The sequence below is a fragment of the Streptomyces sp. NEAU-174 genome, from assembly GCF_052665095.1.
Genome location: NZ_JBQTCE010000018.1, coordinates 95612 through 111516 on the forward strand (window position 1 = coordinate 95612; position 15905 = coordinate 111516).

A 15905-nucleotide genomic window follows, 5' to 3' on the forward strand; every position below is an offset into this window, starting at 1 on the left:
GCCGGTCGGGTCGATTCGGGCGACACCGGCGGGGGCCGCGCGGGCGGCCCCCGCCCGAAACAGATGGAGACACCATGAGCAGGGCCACGGACGAGGACACGCGGTCGCCTGAACCGCACGCCGCCGACAGTCACGATCTGATCCGGGTGCACGGCGCGCGCGAGAACAATCTCAAGGACGTCAGCATCGAGATCCCGAAGAGACGGCTGACGGTGTTCACCGGCGTCTCGGGCTCGGGCAAGAGCTCGCTGGTGTTCGACACCATCGCCGCCGAGTCGCAGCGTCTGATCAACGAGACCTACAGCGCCTTCCTCCAGGGGTTCATGCCGAACCTGGCGCGCCCCGAGGTCGATGTGCTCGACGGGCTGACCACCGCCATCACCGTCGATCAGCAGCGGATGGGCTCCGACCCCCGGTCCACCGTGGGCACCGCCACCGACGCCAACGCGATGCTGCGCATCCTCTTCAGCCGGCTGGGCAGCCCGCACATCGGCCCGCCCGCCGCGTACTCCTTCAACGTGGCCTCGGTCTCGGCGACCGGTGGCTTCACGGTGGACCGCGGGGCCGAGAAGACGAAGACCGAGAAGGTGAGCTTCAGCCGCACCGGCGGCATGTGCACCCACTGCGAGGGCCGGGGCGCGGTCTCCGACATCGACCTCACCCAGCTGTACGACGACTTCAAGTCGCTCTCCGAGGACCCGTTCACCATCCCCACCTACACCGGGGACGGCTGGGTGGTGCGGGTCATCTCCGAGTCGGGCTTCTTCGACAAGGGCAAGCCGATCCGCGAGTACACCAAGAAGGAGCGGCACGACTTCCTCTACCGCGAGCCGACCAAGGTCAAGATCAACGGGGTCAACCTCACCTACGAGGGTCTGATCCCGAAGCTCCAGAAGACCTTCCTGTCCAAGGACCGGGAGTCGATGCAGCCGCATATCCGGGCCTTCGTGGACCGGGCGGTCACCTTCGCCGAGTGCCCCGAGTGCGACGGCACCCGGCTCAGCGAACAGGCCCGCTCCTCCAAGATCGGCAAGATCAGCATCGCCGACGCGTGCGCGATGGAGATCCGCGACCTGGCCGGCTGGGTCCGCGGGCTCGAGGAGCCGTCGGTGGCGCCGCTGCTCGCCAAGCTCCAGCACACCCTGGACTCGTTCGTGGAGATCGGCCTCGGCTATCTCTCACTCGACCGGGCCTCGGGCACGCTCTCCGGCGGCGAGGCCCAGCGCACCAAGATGATCCGGCACCTCGGCTCCTCGCTCACCGATGTCACCTACGTCTTCGACGAGCCCACCATCGGTCTGCACCCGCACGACATCCAGCGGATGAACAACCTGCTGCTGCGGCTGCGGGACAAGGGCAACACGGTGCTCGTGGTGGAGCACAAGCCGGAGACGATCGCCATCGCCGACCATGTCGTGGACCTCGGCCCCGGCGCCGGCACGGCGGGCGGCACGGTGTGCTTCGAGGGCACCGTCGAGGGGCTGCGGGCGAGCGACGGCGTCACCGGCCGCCATCTCGACGACCGGGCCACGCTCAAGGAGACGGTCCGCAAGGCCACCGGGCAACTGGAGATCCGCGGCGCGAGCGCCAACAACCTGCGGGACGTCGACGTCGACATCCCGCTCGGGGTGCTATGCGTCGTCACCGGCGTCGCGGGCTCCGGCAAGAGCTCGCTCGTCCACGGCTCCATCCCGGCCCCGGAGGGGGTGGTCTCGGTGGACCAGACCCCGATCCGCGGCTCGCGCCGGAGCAACCCGGCCACGTACACCGGGCTGCTGGACCCGATCCGCAAGGCGTTCGCGAAGGCCAACGGCGTCAAGCCGGCGCTGTTCAGCGCCAACTCCGAGGGCGCCTGCCCCACCTGCAACGGCGCCGGTGTCATCTACACCGACCTGGCGATCATGCAGAGCGTGGCCACCCCCTGCGAGGACTGTGAGGGCAAGCGGTTCAGCGCCCCGGTGCTGGAGTACCACCTCGGCGGCCGTGACATCAGCGAGGTGCTGGCGATGCCGGTGACCGAGGCCGAGGAGTTCTTCGGCAGCGGCGAGGCGCGCACCCCGGCGGCCCACAAGATCCTTCAGCGGATGACGGACGTCGGACTCGGCTACCTCACCCTGGGCCAGCCGCTCACCACGCTGTCCGGTGGCGAGCGGCAGCGGCTCAAGCTGGCGGTCCACATGGCCGACAAGGGCGGGGTCTACGTCCTCGACGAGCCGACCACCGGGCTGCACCTCGCCGATGTCGAGCAGTTGCTCGGTCTGCTGGACCGGCTCGTGGACTCCGGCAAGTCGGTCATCGTCATCGAGCACCACCAGGCCGTCATGGCGCACGCCGACTGGATCGTCGACCTCGGCCCCGGCGCCGGTCACGACGGTGGCCGGGTCGTCTTCGAGGGCACCCCGGCCGACCTCGTGGCCGCCCGGTCCACCCTCACCGGTGAGCACCTCGCGGCGTACGTCGGCGGCTGACCGGGACCCTCGCGGCTGACCGGGATCGTCGGCGGCTGACCGGGACCCTCGCGGCTGACCGGGATCGTCGGCGGCTGACCGGGGCCCTCGCGGGAAGCGCCGCCGGGCGGCGGCTCAGCGGCGCACCCGTGGCATCCCCAGCCCGATCCAGGAGATGATCTCCCGCTGGATCTCGTTGTTGCCGCCGCCGAAGGTGAAGACGACGCTGCTGCGGTAGCCGCGCTCCAGCTCGCCGTGGAGGACCTCGCCCGCCGAGCCCTCCTTGAGCGGACCGGCGGCGCCGACGATCTCCATCAGCCAGGCGTAGGCGTCGCGGCGCGCCTCGGAGCCGTACACCTTGACGGCGGAGGCGTCCTGCGGGGTGAGGGCCTCCCGCTCGAGGGCCTCCACCATCTGCCAGTTGAGCAGCTTCATGGCGTCCAGCCGGGCGTGGGTGCGGGCCAGCCGGCCGCGCACCCAGCCCAGGTCGATCACCCGGCGGCCGTCGGGGAGCTTGGTGTCGGCGGCCCACTGGCGGACGCCGCGCAGGGCGCGGATGGCCATGGTGCCGTGGGCGGCGAGGGTGACCCGCTCGTAGTTGAGCTGGGTGGTGATCATGCGCCAGCCCTCGTTCTCGGCGCCGACGCGGCGGGTGGCCGGGACGCGGATGTTCTCGTAGTAGCTGGCGGTGGTGTCGTGCGAGGCGAGGGTCTTGATGAGGGTGGCGGAGTAGCCGGGGTCGTCGGTCGGGACCAGCAGGATGCTGATGCCCTTGTGGGGTTTGGCGTCGAGGTCGGTGCGGACCGCGAGCCACACCCAGTCGGCGGTGTCGCCGTTGGTGGTCCAGGTCTTCTGGCCGTTGACGATGTAATCGTCGCCGTCGCGCACCGCGCGGGTCTTGAGGGAGGCGAGGTCGGTACCGGCGTCGGGCTCGCTGTAGCCGATCGCGAAGTCGATCTCGCCGGAGAGGACCTTGGGCAGGAAGTACGCCTTCTGCTCCTCGGTGCCGAACCTCATGATGGTGGGCCCGACGGTGTTGAGCGCCATCAGCGGCAGCGGCACCCCGGCCTGGGCCGCCTCGTCGAAGAAGATGAACTGCTCGACCGGGCCGAGCCCGCGCCCGCCGTACTCCTCGGGCCAGCCCACCCCCAGCCAGCCGTCGGTGCCGAGCCGGCGGATGGTCTCGCGGTAGAACCGCTTCTGCCCGGTGGAGTCGGCGTAGCGTGCATAGGCGTCATCGGGGACCAGTTCGGCGAAGTACGCGCGCAGTTCATCGCGCAACCGCCGCTGATCAGGGGTGTATTCGAGGTCCACGGCCCCTCCTGGAGTCTCGCGTGCGCCATGACGGCCGGCTGGGAGCGTCCTGGGATCGAGGGGCACGGTAGAACGTGTTCCAACAATACGGAAGGGCCGTGGACCGGGCCGGTCGGCCCGGTCCACGGCCTCGGGTCTCAGCCCTCCACCCGGGGCGGGGTGTCGTCGCCGCCCGGCCGTACGGCCCGTACCGGCTGGCCCGGGCGCCAGGTGCGCAGCACCATCCGCCCGTCCTCCAGGGCGGTGTGCACCACCTCGGTCACCTCGGCGCGGAAGAGGTGGAAGGGCTCGGGCGGGTGGACCTCCTCGGCGAAGCGGGCGAGCGTCCCGGGGTCGGTCACCTCGACCGCCCGGCCGCTCACCCGGATGTCGCCCTCGGTCAGGTCCTCGCCGGGGCCGGGGTTGGCCTGCACCGAGAACCGGGGGTCGCGGCGCAGGTCAAGCGCCTTGCGCGACTCCGGCATCATGCCCAGCCACAACTCGCCGGAGAGGAAGTTCACTTCGAGCGGGGTCACGCGCGGGGAGCCGTCCTGGCGCAGGGTGGCCAGCACATGGTGGCGGTAGCGGCGGAAGCGGTCCTGGGCGTAGTCGGCGAAGGCGGGCTCGGCCGCCGCGAATCCGGCCCAGCTGGTGGTCGGGTAGGACATCGTCATGGCGCCCATGCTCGGACCGTTTCCGGACGTCTCCTGTCGGGATTTCCGGGCTTCCCACTCCCGCGCCTGGTCCGGGGGCAGATACGCGTTCCACTCGGTGCCCGGCAGCGGATAGGCGACCCAGGTGCGGGCGTAGGCCGGTGGCCGGGCCTGGCCGCGCCGCAGCAGCAGCGCGGTCGGCTCCCGGGCGGCCCGGCGCAGCAGCGAGGACAGCGTGGTGGACCGGTTGTTCCCGCTGGTCTGGGCGGAGGAGCAGCCCGCGTGGTACGCGACGGGCAGGGCGCGGTCGCCGGTCACCAGGCAGGGCGGCCGCAGCCCGAGCCCCTGGAGCCCCTTCGCGGCGGTGCGATAGCGGCCGGTGGTGGCGTCGGTCTGCCTGGCGGTGTGGTTGAGGATGACGAACTGGCTGGCCAGATGGAGCGTGATGATCACCCCGAGGGCCACCGCCAGGTGCTGCGGCGACCGCGCGGCCCGTACGGCGCGGAACACCAGCCCGGCGATCGGCAGCGCAAGCAGCGCGTACGAGGGCATCAGGAAGCGCGGTGCGGAGTAGCCGATGAGCAGCAGATACGGCAGGGCGAGGGTGGCCGCGCAGGCGATGGGCAGCACGGTGAGCGGTACGGCGGGGGGCCGGACGGCCGGGCGGCCGAGGCCCACCCGCACCCGGCGCGACTCCTGCCGGTCGCGCAGGGTGGTGTGCACGGCGAGGAGGGTCAGCACGGGAAGCGCCAGCCACCACACGGTCAGCTCCGGGTGGCGCAGCGGCACCTCGCAGGGGCGGCACAGCTGGGGTCCGTTGAGGCTGCGCAGCGCGGCGCCGACGCTGAAGTGGAGCCCCATGCCGCCCTCGACGTCACTGGAGACGTTCAGCCGCTCCCCGATGCCGCCGAAGCGGTCGTACGCCTCCCCGATCCACTGGGCGGCGCCGAGCAGCGTTCCGCCGATCAGCGGAAGGAGGGCGGGGCGCCAGGTGCGCACCCCGATCGCGCCGATCAGCAGCGGCAGGGCGAGCCATCCCCCGTCGGGGGTGCGCACCAGGGTGACGCCCGCGAGGACGGCGGCCAGCCACCAGCGGGCGTTCGGTTCGTCCGGCACCCGGAGGAACCAGCCGACGGCGGCGACGGCGCCGATCGCCACCCAGAGGTTGGGCATCACCGCCGGCCCGCTGATCTGGGTGATCCACAGCCCGGAGAACAGCAGCGCGGCCAGGGCCACCTGGGGCACGGGCAGCAGCCGGGTCCAGACCCGGAAGGCGCCGTAGAGCGCGCCCGCCGACAGCAGCATCAGCAGGATCCGCAGCGCCGGAATGGAGTCGGTGGCGGAGACGAGGGGCGCGACCAGGAGACTGACGCCGCGCGAGCGGGGTGCGCTGAAGTACGCGGGCGGGGTGCGCGGATCGACCTGGGAGACATACACGGACTCGTCCCAGCCCAGCGCGTGGCCGGTGTGCGGGATCACCATGGCGAGCTGGACCACGGCGTAGCCGACGGCGACCAGGCCGAGCCAGGGGGCCGGACGACGGTACCGCTGCGGCGGGCGGGGCTGGGGGCGCGGGGGCAGGACGGCGGCCGCCGGTGCGGCAGTATTCTCCATGCGCGCACCATATGATGACTATGTACCTTTTTCGTCCTATTAGGCCGTTCGGCTCAGTGTCCAAGGGGTGCCAGGGACGCGGCGGATCCGTACGCTGTTGCAGCGGTGCACACCCCCATCCGGCGGAGGACGGACACACCTATGAAAATGCTCATCAACGTCCCCGAGACCGTGGTCCCCGACGCGCTGCGCGGACTGGCCGCCTGCCACCCCGAGCTGATCGTCGACGTCGACAACCGGGTGATCGTCCGGCGGGACGCGCCGGTCGAGGGCAAGGTGGGGCTGATCTCCGGCGGCGGCTCGGGGCACGAACCGCTGCACGGCGGATTCGTGGGTCCCGGCATGCTCGACGCCGCCTGCCCCGGCGAGGTGTTCACCTCCCCCGTACCGGATCAGATGGTGCGCGCGGCGGCCGCGGTGGACAGCGGCAAGGGCGTGCTGTTCATCGTCAAGAACTACACGGGTGACGTACTCAACTTCGACATGGCCGCCGAGCTCGCCGAGGACGAGGGCATCCAGGTCGCCAAGGTCCTGGTCAACGACGACGCGGCGGTCACCGACAGCCTCTACACGGCGGGCCGGCGCGGCACCGGCGCCACCCTGTTCGTGGAGAAGATCGCGGGCGCGGCGGCCGACGAGGGCGCGCCGCTGGAGCGGGTGGAGTCGATCGCCCGGCGGGTGAACGAGCTCTCGCGGAGCTTCGGCGTCGCGCTCAGCGCCTGCTCCACCCCGGCCAAGGGCGGCCCCACCTTCGACCTGCCCACCGGGGAGCTGGAGTTGGGCGTGGGCATCCACGGCGAGCCCGGGCGCGAGCGGCGGGCGATGATGACCTCCCGGGAGATCGCCGACTACGCGGTGGAGGTGGTGGTCGAGGACCTGCGCCCGGACAGCCCGGTGCTGCTGCTCGTCAACGGCATGGGGGCGACCCCGCAGCTGGAGCTGTACGGCTTCGCCGCCGAGGTGCACCGGGCGCTCGGCGAGCGCCGGGTGGCGGTGGCGCGTACGCTCGTCGGCAACTACGTCACATCACTCGACATGGCGGGCGCCTCGATCACGCTGTGCCAGGTCGACGAGGACCTCCTGCGGCTGTGGGACGCGCCCGTGCGCACCGCCGGGCTGCGCTGGGGCGCCTGAGGCCGGCCGGCCCCCGATACGTACGCTGTCGCCGTTGGCTACACCCCGAGGAGGCGTCTGTGTCCAGCAGTGAACCCGCCGTCGACGACGTGCTCGACACCCCTTTCTTCCTCCGATGGCTCACCGCCGCGGCCACGTCCGTGGGCCGTGAGGCGGCCCGTCTCACCGACCTGGACTCCGCGATCGGCGACGCCGACCACGGCACCAATATGCAGCGCGGCTTCGCCGCCGTGACCGAGGCGCTGGAGAAGGAGCCCCCGGGCTCCCCCGGGGCCGCGCTCATCCTGGCCGGGCGCCAGCTGATCTCCAAGGTGGGCGGGGCCTCGGGACCGCTGTACGGGACCCTGCTGCGGCGCGCCGGCAAGGCGCTCGGCGACGCCGAGCAGATCACCCCGCAGCAGTTGGCGGACGCACTGCGGGCCGGGGTGGACGCGGTGGCGCAGCTCGGCGGCGCCGCGGCCGGCGACAAGACGATGCTGGACGCGCTGCTCCCCGCCGTCGAGGCGCTGGGCGGGGGCACCGGGTCGTTCGCGGCCGCGGGCGAGGCCGCCGAGAAGGGGGCGCTGGCCACCGTGCCGATGCTGGCCCGCAAGGGCAGGGCCAGCTATCTGGGTGAGCGCAGCGTGGGCCACCAGGACCCGGGCGCCACCTCGTCGGCGCTGATCATCGGTGCACTGGCGGAGGCGGCCCGATGACCGACGAGAGCGGGAAGGTCGGCATAGTCCTGGTGTCGCACAGCGCGGCGGTGGCGGACTCCGTCGCCGAGCTGGCGAAGGCGCTGTCCGGCGGCGGCACGGCACCAGTCCGCGCCGCGGGCGGCACCGCGGACGGCGGCTTCGGCACCAGCCCGGAGCTGATAGCGGAGGCGGCCCAGGCGGTCGACCGGGGCGCCGGAGTGGCGGTCCTGGTGGACCTGGGCAGCGCGGTCCTGTCCGTCAAGGCGCTGCTGGCCGAGGGCGACGAACTGCCCGACGGCACCCGATTGGTGGACGCGCCGCTCGTGGAGGGCGCGGTCGCGGCGCTCGTCACGGCTTCCACCGGGGCGGATGTGGAGGCGGTGCTCCAGGCGGCCTCGGAGGCGTACGACTACCGCAAGGTCTGATACCGCCGCACGCTGTGGGACGGGGCCCCGCCGGTGACGGCGGGGCCCCGCTCCGTCCGGGGCCATATTGCGCCGCCGCTTATTCCCCTGATACTCCGCGCGTACGGGGCGAGTTGCCCGGTTTCGGACCGCTCGGGGCACGGCGACAGTACCCCGCCCGCTTCGGCCGTCAAGTGATAGGCGCGATACCAGAACGGGCTTCCGAATCCGTCGATCTTGCGTCTAGACTGCTCATGTCCGAGTGGGGGGACCGGCGGCACTCAGGGGGAATAAATGGGCGTAAATGAGTGTGCCCGCGCGCACCTGGCATCCATCGAACCGATGATGTCCACGCGGGTGTCGCACCGACCGTGGCCCCTTTGCGGCCCGGCTCGGATTCCACGCGCGGAAATGACCACTCCGCGCCGACCGCACGATTCCCAGAGCGTCTGATCTTCGCGCCCGTCACGGGCGTTCGACATATCGACCATGGGCGGCGGTCGTGTCTCGCGCCTGCCTTCATGGTGCCGTACAGAGCACGGACGGCAATCCGTCTTTTTCCATACAAAGCAAGGGTTTCCGCGTGCCTGTTTTCTTCTCCTTAATCAACGGATATCGACATTTCGACGTGGAGGAGTCAGTCGCATGACCACACCCACGCTCAGCCCCGGCCGCTTGGATGCGGATACCGTCCGTAAGTCGGTGGACGTCGTACTCGAAGATTTCCTGACGGCCAAGGCCCACACCACCCCGCAACACCATCTGCCGTATCTCTCCGGGCTGCTCAAGGATTTCCTGTCCGGCGGAAAACGCATACGGCCGCTGTTGTGTGTCACCGGCTGGCAGGCCGTCGGCGGTGGCGAGGACACCGAGCCGGTGTTCCGGGTGGCCGCCTGCCTGGAGATGTTCCACGCGTTCGCGCTGATCCACGACGACGTCATGGACGACAGCGACACCCGCCGCGGCCGGCCGACCATCCACCGCACCCTGGCCGCGCTGTGTGCCACCGACCGCAGGCCCGAGCAGATCGAGCGGTTCGGGGTCAGCGGGGCGGTGCTGCTCGGCGACCTCGCCCTCACCTGGTCCGACGAGCTCCTGCACTCCGCCGGTCTGACGCCCGTCCAGTTCGACGCCGTGCTGCCGCTGCTGTCGGAGATGCGCACCGAGGTGATGCTCGGCCAGTACCTCGATCTCCAGGCCACCGGGGAGCTGACGGACGACGTCGAGGCCACCCTCACGGTCAACCGGTACAAGACCGCCAAGTACACCATCGAGCGTCCGCTGCACGTCGGAGCCGCCATCGCGGGCGCCGGCCCGGAGGCCATGGAGGCGTTCACCGCTTACGCCCTGCCGCTCGGCGAGGCGTTCCAGCTCCGCGACGATCTGCTGGGCGTGTACGGCGATCCGGAGTCCACCGGCAAGTCCCAGCTGGACGATCTGCGGGCCGGGAAGAACACCACCCTGATCGCGCTCGCCCTGCGCGGCTCGGACAGCACCCAGGCGGCGCGGCTGCGCAGCCTCATCGGCAATCCGCTGCTCGACGAGCGGGACGCCGCCACCATTCAGGAGATCTTCGCCGCCACCACCGCCCGGGATGCCGTCGAGCAGATGATCGACGACCGCCGGACACAGGCCCTGCGGGCCCTCGACGACGCCCCATTCACCGCGGACGCGGTCAACGCGCTGAAGCAGATCGCCCGCCTGGCCACTGTGAGGAACTCATGACGACAGGACTTTCCACGGCCGGGGCCCAGGACATCGGCCGGAGCAGCGTCCGCCCGTACCTGGAGGAGTGCACCCGCCGCTTCCAGGAGATGTTCGACCGCCATGTCGTCACCCGGCCCACCAAGGTCGAATTGACCGACGCCGAACTGCGCGAGGTCATCGACGACTGCAACGCGGCGGTGGCCCCGCTCGGCAAAACGGTTCCCGATGAGCGCTGGATCTCCTATGTGGGCGTGGTGCTGTGGTCCCAGAGCCCCCGTCATATCAAGGACATGGAGGCGTTCAAGGCCGTCTGCGTCCTGAACTGCGTGACCTTCGTGTGGGACGACATGGATCCCGCACTCCACGACTTCGGCCTCTTCCTGCCCCAGCTGCGCAAGATCTGCGAGAAGTACTACGACCCCGAGGACGCGGAGGTCGCGTACGAGGCGGCACGCGCCTTCGTCACCAGTGACCATATGTTCCGCGACTCGCCCATCAAGGCGGCGCTGTGCACCACGTCCCCGGAGCAGTATTTCCGTTTCCGGGTCACCGACATCGGCGTCGACTTCTGGATGAAGATGTCGTATCCGATCTACCGGCATCCGGAGTTCACCGAACACGCCAAGACGAGCCTGGCCGCGCGCATGACCACCCGCGGACTCACCATCGTCAACGACTTCTACTCCTATGACCGCGAGGTCTCCCTGGGCCAGATCACCAACTGTTTCCGGCTCTGCGATGTGAGCGATGAGACGGCGTTCAAGGAGTTCTTCCAGGCCCGGCTCGATGACATGATCGAGGACATCGAGTGCATCAAGGCGTTCGACCAGCTGACGCAGGACGTCTTCCTCGATCTGATCTACGGCAACTTCGTCTGGACCACCAGCAACAAGCGCTACAAGACGGCCGTCAACGACGTCAACTCTCGCATCCAGTGAGGGAACGGGGACCCGTGACTCCCGCGAAGAGCTCCGCACCGCCGGAGCGCCCCTGGACCACCGGCACGGCGCCCGGCTCGGTGCCGCTGCTGGGGCACACCCTGGCGCTCTGGCGCCGTCCGCTCCAGTTCCTGGCCTCCCTGCCCGCCCACGGCGATCTGGTGGAGGTCAGGCTGGGGCCCAGCCGCGCCTATCTGGCCTGCCATCCCGAGCTGGTCCGTCAGGTGCTGCTCAATCCCCGGGTGTTCGACAAGGGCGGGGTCTTCGACAAGGCGCGGCAGCTGCTCGGGAACAGCCTCTCGGTCTCCCGGGGCGAGGACCACCGCTACCAGCGGCGGATGATCCAGCCCGCGTTCCACACCCCGAAGATCGCCGCCTACACCGCCGCGGTCGCCGATGACACCCGCGCCGCGATCGGCTCCTGGGAGCCGGGGCGCACTCTGGACATCAGCGACACCATGCACGCCCTCCTGATGCGGGTGGCGGCGCGGACGCTGTTCTCCACCGGGATCGACGAGGCGACGATCGACGAGGCGCGCCACTGTCTGCGCATCGTCTCGGACGGCATCTACAAGCGCACGATGGCGCCTTTGGGGATCATGGAGAAGCTCCCCACCCCGGGCAACCGGCGCTATGACCGGGCCAATGCCCGGCTGCGGCAGATCGTGGACGAGATGATCCGCGAGCGCCGGCGCTCCGGCGCCGACCACGGCGATCTGCTCTCCACGCTGCTGCGCGCCGAACACCCCGAGACGGGTAAGGGCCTCGACGACGGCGAGGTCCTCGACCAGGTGGTCACCTTCCTGGTGGCCGGGAGCGAGACCACCGCCTCGACCCTGGCCTTCGTCTTCCATCTCCTGGGCGCCCACCCGGAGGTGGAGAAGCGGGTGCACGCCGAGATCGACGAGGTCCTGGAGGGCCGCTCCCCCACCTTCGAGGACCTGCCGTCCCTGGAGTACACCCGCGGGGTCATCACCGAGTCGCTGCGGCTGTATCCGCCGTCCTGGATGGCGATGCGGGTCACGGCGGCCGAGACCGAGCTCGGCGGCCGGACCGTCCCGGCGGGCACGATGATCCTCTACAGCGCCCAGGCGCTGCACCACAACCCCGAACTGTTCCCGGACCCGGAGCGGTTCGACCCCGAGCGCTGGCTCGGCGACCGCGCCAAGGAGGTGGAGCGCGGGGCGCTGCTCCCGTTCGGCGCGGGCAGCCACAAGTGCATCGGGGACGTCCTGGCGCTGACCGAGACCGCGCTCATCGTGGCGACGATCGCGAGCCGGTGGCGTCTCCGCCCGGTGCCCGGGACGACGTTGCGCCCCGAGCCGAAGGCGACGCTCGAACCCGGCCCGCTGCCCATGGTGTGCGAGCCGCGCTGACGACGTCCGGTCCGGGGTCCGCCCCGGGCCGGGCGCCCCGCACCTTCCGTACCCCACCTCGCGAGTGAAGGACTTCTTCCGCATGAGGACCGCGCAGCAACCGGCGACGCGCCACTGGCGGCACACCGTCGCCCCCGGCGGGCTTCCGCTGGCCGGCCATGCCCTGCTCATGGCCCGCAAACCGCTTCAGTTCCTGGCCTCCCTGCCCGCCCACGGCGATCTGGTCGAGCTCCGGCTGGGGCCCCGGCCCGTCTATCTGCCCTGTCATCCCGAGCTGATCCAGCAGGTGCTGGTGAACGCGCGGGTCTACGACACCGGCGGGCCGGTCAAGGAGAAGGCCAAGCCCATCCTGGGCAACGGCCTGATCACCTCCGACTGGGCGGACCACCGGCGGCAGCGCCGGCTGGTGCAGCCGGCGTTCCACACCGCGCGGATCGCCAAGTACGCCGAGGTGATGGAGCGGGAGTGCGAGGCCGAGTCGACGGCGTGGACGGCGCGCCGGCCCATCGACGTCAGCCACGAGATGCTCGCGCTCACCGCCCGGGTGACCGCCCGTGCGCTCTTCTCGACCGATATGGCGCCGCATGCCGTGGCCGAGATCCAGCACTGTCTGCCCATCGTCGTGGAGGGCGCCTACCGGCAGGCCATCGACCCCACCGGGCTGCTGGCTAAGCTCCCGCTCGCGGCGAACCGGCGCTTCGACGACGCGCTCGCCCGGCTCAACCAGCTCATCGACCGCATGATCGACGACTACAAGGCGTCGGACGACGGCGACCGCGGCGATGTGCTGTCCGCGCTCTTCGCGGCACAGGACGACGAGACCGGCGGCACGATGTCGGACCAGGAGATCCACGACCAGGTCATGACCCTGCTGCTGGCCGGGATCGAGACCACCGCCTCCGCGCTGACCTGGGCCTGGTTCCTGCTCGGCCGCAATCCTCTGGCCGAGGCCGCGCTGCACGCCGAGGTCGACGAGGTGCTGGGCGGGCGCGCCCCGCGCTACGCCGACGTCCCCCGGCTCGCGTACACCCAGCGGGTGTTCAGCGAGGCGCTGCGGCTCTTCCCGCCCGCGTGGCTGTTCACCCGGACCACCACCGAGACCACCGAGCTCGGCGGGCGGCGGCTGCCCCCGGCGTCGGACGTGCTGATCAGCCCGTATGTGCTGCACCGCGATCCGGCCCTCTTCCCCCGCCCGGACTCCTTCGACCCGGACCGCTGGCTCCCCGAGCGGGCCAAGGAGGTGACGCGCGGCTCGTATCTGCCGTTCGGCGGTGGCAGCCGGAAGTGCATCGGCGACGTCTTCGGCATGACGGAGGCGACGCTCGCCCTGGCCGCGATCGCGGGCCGCTGGCGGATGCGCCCGATTCCGGGGACGAAGATCCGGCCCAGGCCGCAGATGAGTCTCACGGCCGGTCCGCTGCGGATGATTCCGGAACCACGCTGAACGCCGGGCCCCACAGACCCCGCGGACCGCGGTGGGTGGCCACCGCGGTCCGCCGAGCCGGGCCGGCCGGGACGGTTCGTCGCGTGCTCCTGGCCGGGGCGGTTCGCCGCGTGCTCCTGGCCGGGGGCTCAGGCGTCCGGAGCCGGGGTGAAACGTATCGGCAGCCGTCGCAGCCCGCGCAGCATCAGACTGGGCCGCCAGGCGAGCCCGGCCGGATCGGTGTCCAGGGCGAGATCGGGGCAGCGCTCCAGCAGGGCCCGGAAGGCGATGGCCCCCTCGAGCCGGGCCAGCGGGGCGCCCAGGCAGTGGTGGACGCCATGTCCGAAGGCGAGATGGCCACGCGGCGCGCGCCGGATGTCGAAGCGGTCCGGCTCGGCGAAGCGCCGGGGGTCGCGCGACCCCGCGGCCAGGACGACCCCCACCGGCTCCCCGGCCGGAATGGTCGTGCCCGCGATCTCCACCGGCTCCCTGGTGAAGCGGAACGCGGCGCTCTCCACCGGGCCGTCGTAGCGCAGCATCTCCTCGATCGCGCCGTCCAGCAGCGACCAGTCGGCGCGCAGCGCGGCCAGCTGCTCGGGGTGGCGGAGCAGGGCGAGGGTGCCGCTGGAGATCAGGTTGGCGGAGGTCTCGTAGCCCGCGACGAGCAGCACGAACGTCATGCCGAGCATCTCCTCGTCGGAGAGCGCGTCGCCGTCCCCGGCCATGGTGCGGACCAGGGCGCTGAGCAGATCCTCGCCGTGGCCGCGGCGCTTGGCCTCGATGAGCTCCGCGAAGTAGCCCGTCAGGGCCTGGACGGCGGCACCGGCGGCCTCCGGACGGGTCAGGTCGGTGCTCTCGAGGTACCAGTCGTGGAACGCCTTGCGGTCCGTCTCCGGCACGCCCAGCAGCTCGCAGATGACGGCCAGGGGCAGCGGCAGCGCGTAGTCCTCGACGAGATCGGCCCGGCCCAGCGGGGCCATCGCGTCCAGCAGTCCGTCCGCGATCTGCCGGACGCGGGGACGCAGGGCCTCGATCCGGGCCGGGGTGAAGGCGCGGGCCACCAGCCCCCGCAGCCGGGTGTGGTGCGGCGGGTCGGTCTGCACCATGTTCCGCCCGATGGCATTGCCACCGTCGTCCTGCCACGCGGCCGAGTGACGGACGTCATTGCTCAGCCTGGGGTCGGTCAGCGCGGCGCGGGCCTCCTCGTGGCCGACGACGAGCCAGAACTCACCGGAGGTGTCGGTGCGCACCCGGTGGACCGGGCCCCGCTCGCGCAGACGTGCGTAGACCGGATACGGGTCGGCGACGAAATCCGCGCCGAGCGCGGACAGATCCTGGGGCATGCGATCCCCTCAGTCGGTCGGCGGCTTCCCCCGAAGCCAGAACCGGGGATCATTCCCCGTTCTGGCGATGATCTTAACACCTAACCGGAGAGATTCCCCCGGTTAGTGTTAGGGTGCGGGCCATGGGCAGCCGTGTGGAGAAAGAGACACCGTTGCGCCGAGACGCACGGCGCAACCGCGAGATGCTGATAGCTGCCGCCCGGGAGATCTACACGGATCAGGGTGTGGACGCCCCGCTCGACGACATCGCCCGTCGGGCCGGAGTCGGCAGCGCCACCCTCTACCGGCGCTTCGCCGGCCGGGCGGAACTCATCGAGGCGGTATTCGGCGATTCCCTTCGGGACATTCTGCGGGCCGCCGAGGAGGCCCGCTCCGCCACCGACGCCTGGGCCGGGCTCACAGCCTACCTGGAGCGCATCTTCGGGCTGCTCGCCGCCGACCGGGGCACCAACGACCTGATGACCACCGGCATCCAGGGCGTCCCCTCGCTCGACGCGCTCCGTAAGGAGAACCACAAGACGCTCGAGGACCTTCTGGGCCGCGCCCAGGAGCAGGGCGAGGTCCGGCCGGACGCCACGGCGGAGGACCTCCAGTTCATGCTGGCCGCGCTCGGCCGCGCGGTCCCCGGCTCGACCGTGGCCGCGCCGCTGGCCTGGCGCCGCTATCTGGCCCTGCTGCTCGACGGGCTGCGCCCCGAGGGGTCCCATCCGCTCCCGGCCCCCTCGCTCACCCCGGACCAGCTCAACGCTGCCATGCTCCAGCTCGGCAAGGTACGGCGGCCGCGCACGGGACGCGCCGACTAGAGCCGACTAGAGCCGACTAGAGCCGACCAGAGGGGTCTCCGGGGCGGGCCGGTACAGGACGTCCGAGGAAGGGCGTGTCACCACAGTGGCCGG

At 71.2% G+C, this 15905-nt stretch carries 12 protein-coding genes; 9 read left to right on the plus strand and 3 right to left on the minus strand.

Annotated elements, in window-relative coordinates:
* Positions 1–74 precede the first annotated feature (74 nt).
* Positions 75–2468, plus strand: coding sequence for an ATP-binding cassette domain-containing protein (locus tag ACT2CW_RS39590; protein WP_445520090.1), 2394 nt, complete (start codon positions 75–77; stop codon positions 2466–2468).
* A 114-nt stretch (positions 2469–2582) separates the two neighbouring features.
* On the opposite strand, the gene ACT2CW_RS39595 is transcribed toward ACT2CW_RS39590, so the two are convergent.
* Together ACT2CW_RS39595 and ACT2CW_RS39600 are read right to left on the minus strand one after the other, a co-directional pair.
* Positions 2583–3761: an acyl-CoA dehydrogenase family protein gene (locus ACT2CW_RS39595; protein ID WP_445520091.1), complete on the minus strand. Its 1179-nt coding sequence runs from the start codon at positions 3759–3761 to the stop codon at positions 2583–2585.
* A gap of 137 nt (positions 3762–3898) precedes the next feature.
* Positions 3899–6007 (minus strand): pyridoxamine 5'-phosphate oxidase family protein, encoded by a 2109-nt coding sequence (locus ACT2CW_RS39600; RefSeq protein WP_445520092.1) that lies wholly within the window; start codon positions 6005–6007, stop codon positions 3899–3901.
* A gap of 141 nt (positions 6008–6148) precedes the next feature.
* On the opposite strand from ACT2CW_RS39600, the gene dhaK reads away from it, so the two are divergent.
* The 7 genes from dhaK (at position 6149) to ACT2CW_RS39635 (ending at position 13687) form a co-directional block, all read left to right on the plus strand.
* Positions 6149–7141 carry a dihydroxyacetone kinase subunit DhaK gene (gene dhaK / locus ACT2CW_RS39605; RefSeq protein WP_164436547.1) on the plus strand — a complete coding sequence of 331 codons (993 nt, stop codon included), beginning with the start codon at positions 6149–6151 and terminating at the stop codon, positions 7139–7141.
* A 59-nt stretch (positions 7142–7200) separates the two neighbouring features.
* A complete protein-coding gene (gene dhaL / locus ACT2CW_RS39610) occupies positions 7201–7836 on the plus strand; it encodes a dihydroxyacetone kinase subunit DhaL (RefSeq protein ID WP_051573589.1) in 636 nt (211 codons plus the stop codon).
* The gene (dhaM, locus tag ACT2CW_RS39615; RefSeq protein WP_020873511.1) at positions 7833–8243 is read left to right on the plus strand and encodes a dihydroxyacetone kinase phosphoryl donor subunit DhaM; all 411 of its coding nucleotides are present in this window, start codon (positions 7833–7835) and stop codon (positions 8241–8243) included. Before dhaL ends, dhaM begins: the two co-directional genes overlap by 4 nt.
* Before the next feature lie 624 nt (positions 8244–8867).
* Positions 8868–9947, plus strand: coding sequence for a polyprenyl synthetase family protein (locus ACT2CW_RS39620; protein WP_164436548.1), 1080 nt, complete (start codon positions 8868–8870; stop codon positions 9945–9947).
* Entirely contained in the window at positions 9944–10867 is a 924-nt protein-coding gene (locus ACT2CW_RS39625) for a terpene synthase family protein (protein ID WP_445520093.1), read from the plus strand. The genes ACT2CW_RS39620 and ACT2CW_RS39625 overlap by 4 nt, the downstream gene beginning before the upstream one ends.
* A 14-nt stretch (positions 10868–10881) precedes the next feature.
* Positions 10882–12243 carry a cytochrome P450 gene (locus ACT2CW_RS39630; RefSeq protein ID WP_051573588.1) on the plus strand — a complete coding sequence of 454 codons (1362 nt, stop codon included), beginning with the start codon at positions 10882–10884 and terminating at the stop codon, positions 12241–12243.
* 82 nt (positions 12244–12325) lie between these two features.
* Positions 12326–13687 (plus strand): cytochrome P450, encoded by a 1362-nt coding sequence (locus ACT2CW_RS39635; protein WP_445520094.1) that lies wholly within the window; start codon positions 12326–12328, stop codon positions 13685–13687.
* Between the two features lie 128 nt (positions 13688–13815).
* On the opposite strand, the gene ACT2CW_RS39640 is transcribed toward ACT2CW_RS39635, so the two are convergent.
* Positions 13816–15009 (minus strand): cytochrome P450 family protein, encoded by a 1194-nt coding sequence (locus ACT2CW_RS39640; protein WP_445520095.1) that lies wholly within the window; start codon positions 15007–15009, stop codon positions 13816–13818.
* A gap of 122 nt (positions 15010–15131) precedes the next feature.
* Here ACT2CW_RS39640 and ACT2CW_RS39645 point away from each other — a divergent pair, with 122 nt between their 5' ends.
* Positions 15132–15812, plus strand: a complete 681-nt coding sequence (locus tag ACT2CW_RS39645; protein WP_164436554.1) for a TetR/AcrR family transcriptional regulator — start codon at positions 15132–15134, stop codon at positions 15810–15812.
* Positions 15813–15905 lie beyond the last annotated feature (93 nt).

What these genes read in the sequence shown, in the direction of transcription:
- ACT2CW_RS39590 (WP_445520090.1), top strand. Translation starts at nt 75, where the DNA reads ATGAGCAGGGCCACGGACGAGGACACGCGGTCGCCTGAACCGCACGCC.
- ACT2CW_RS39600 (WP_445520092.1), bottom strand. Translation starts at nt 6,007, where the DNA reads ATGGAGAATACTGCCGCACCGGCGGCCGCCGTCCTGCCCCCGCGCCCC.
- dhaK (WP_164436547.1), top strand. Translation starts at nt 6,149, where the DNA reads ATGAAAATGCTCATCAACGTCCCCGAGACCGTGGTCCCCGACGCGCTG.
- dhaM (WP_020873511.1), top strand. Translation starts at nt 7,833, where the DNA reads ATGACCGACGAGAGCGGGAAGGTCGGCATAGTCCTGGTGTCGCACAGC.
- ACT2CW_RS39620 (WP_164436548.1), top strand. Translation starts at nt 8,868, where the DNA reads ATGACCACACCCACGCTCAGCCCCGGCCGCTTGGATGCGGATACCGTC.
- ACT2CW_RS39625 (WP_445520093.1), top strand. Translation starts at nt 9,944, where the DNA reads ATGACGACAGGACTTTCCACGGCCGGGGCCCAGGACATCGGCCGGAGC.
- ACT2CW_RS39635 (WP_445520094.1), top strand. Translation starts at nt 12,326, where the DNA reads ATGAGGACCGCGCAGCAACCGGCGACGCGCCACTGGCGGCACACCGTC.
- ACT2CW_RS39640 (WP_445520095.1), bottom strand. Translation starts at nt 15,009, where the DNA reads ATGCCCCAGGATCTGTCCGCGCTCGGCGCGGATTTCGTCGCCGACCCG.
- ACT2CW_RS39645 (WP_164436554.1), top strand. Translation starts at nt 15,132, where the DNA reads ATGGGCAGCCGTGTGGAGAAAGAGACACCGTTGCGCCGAGACGCACGG.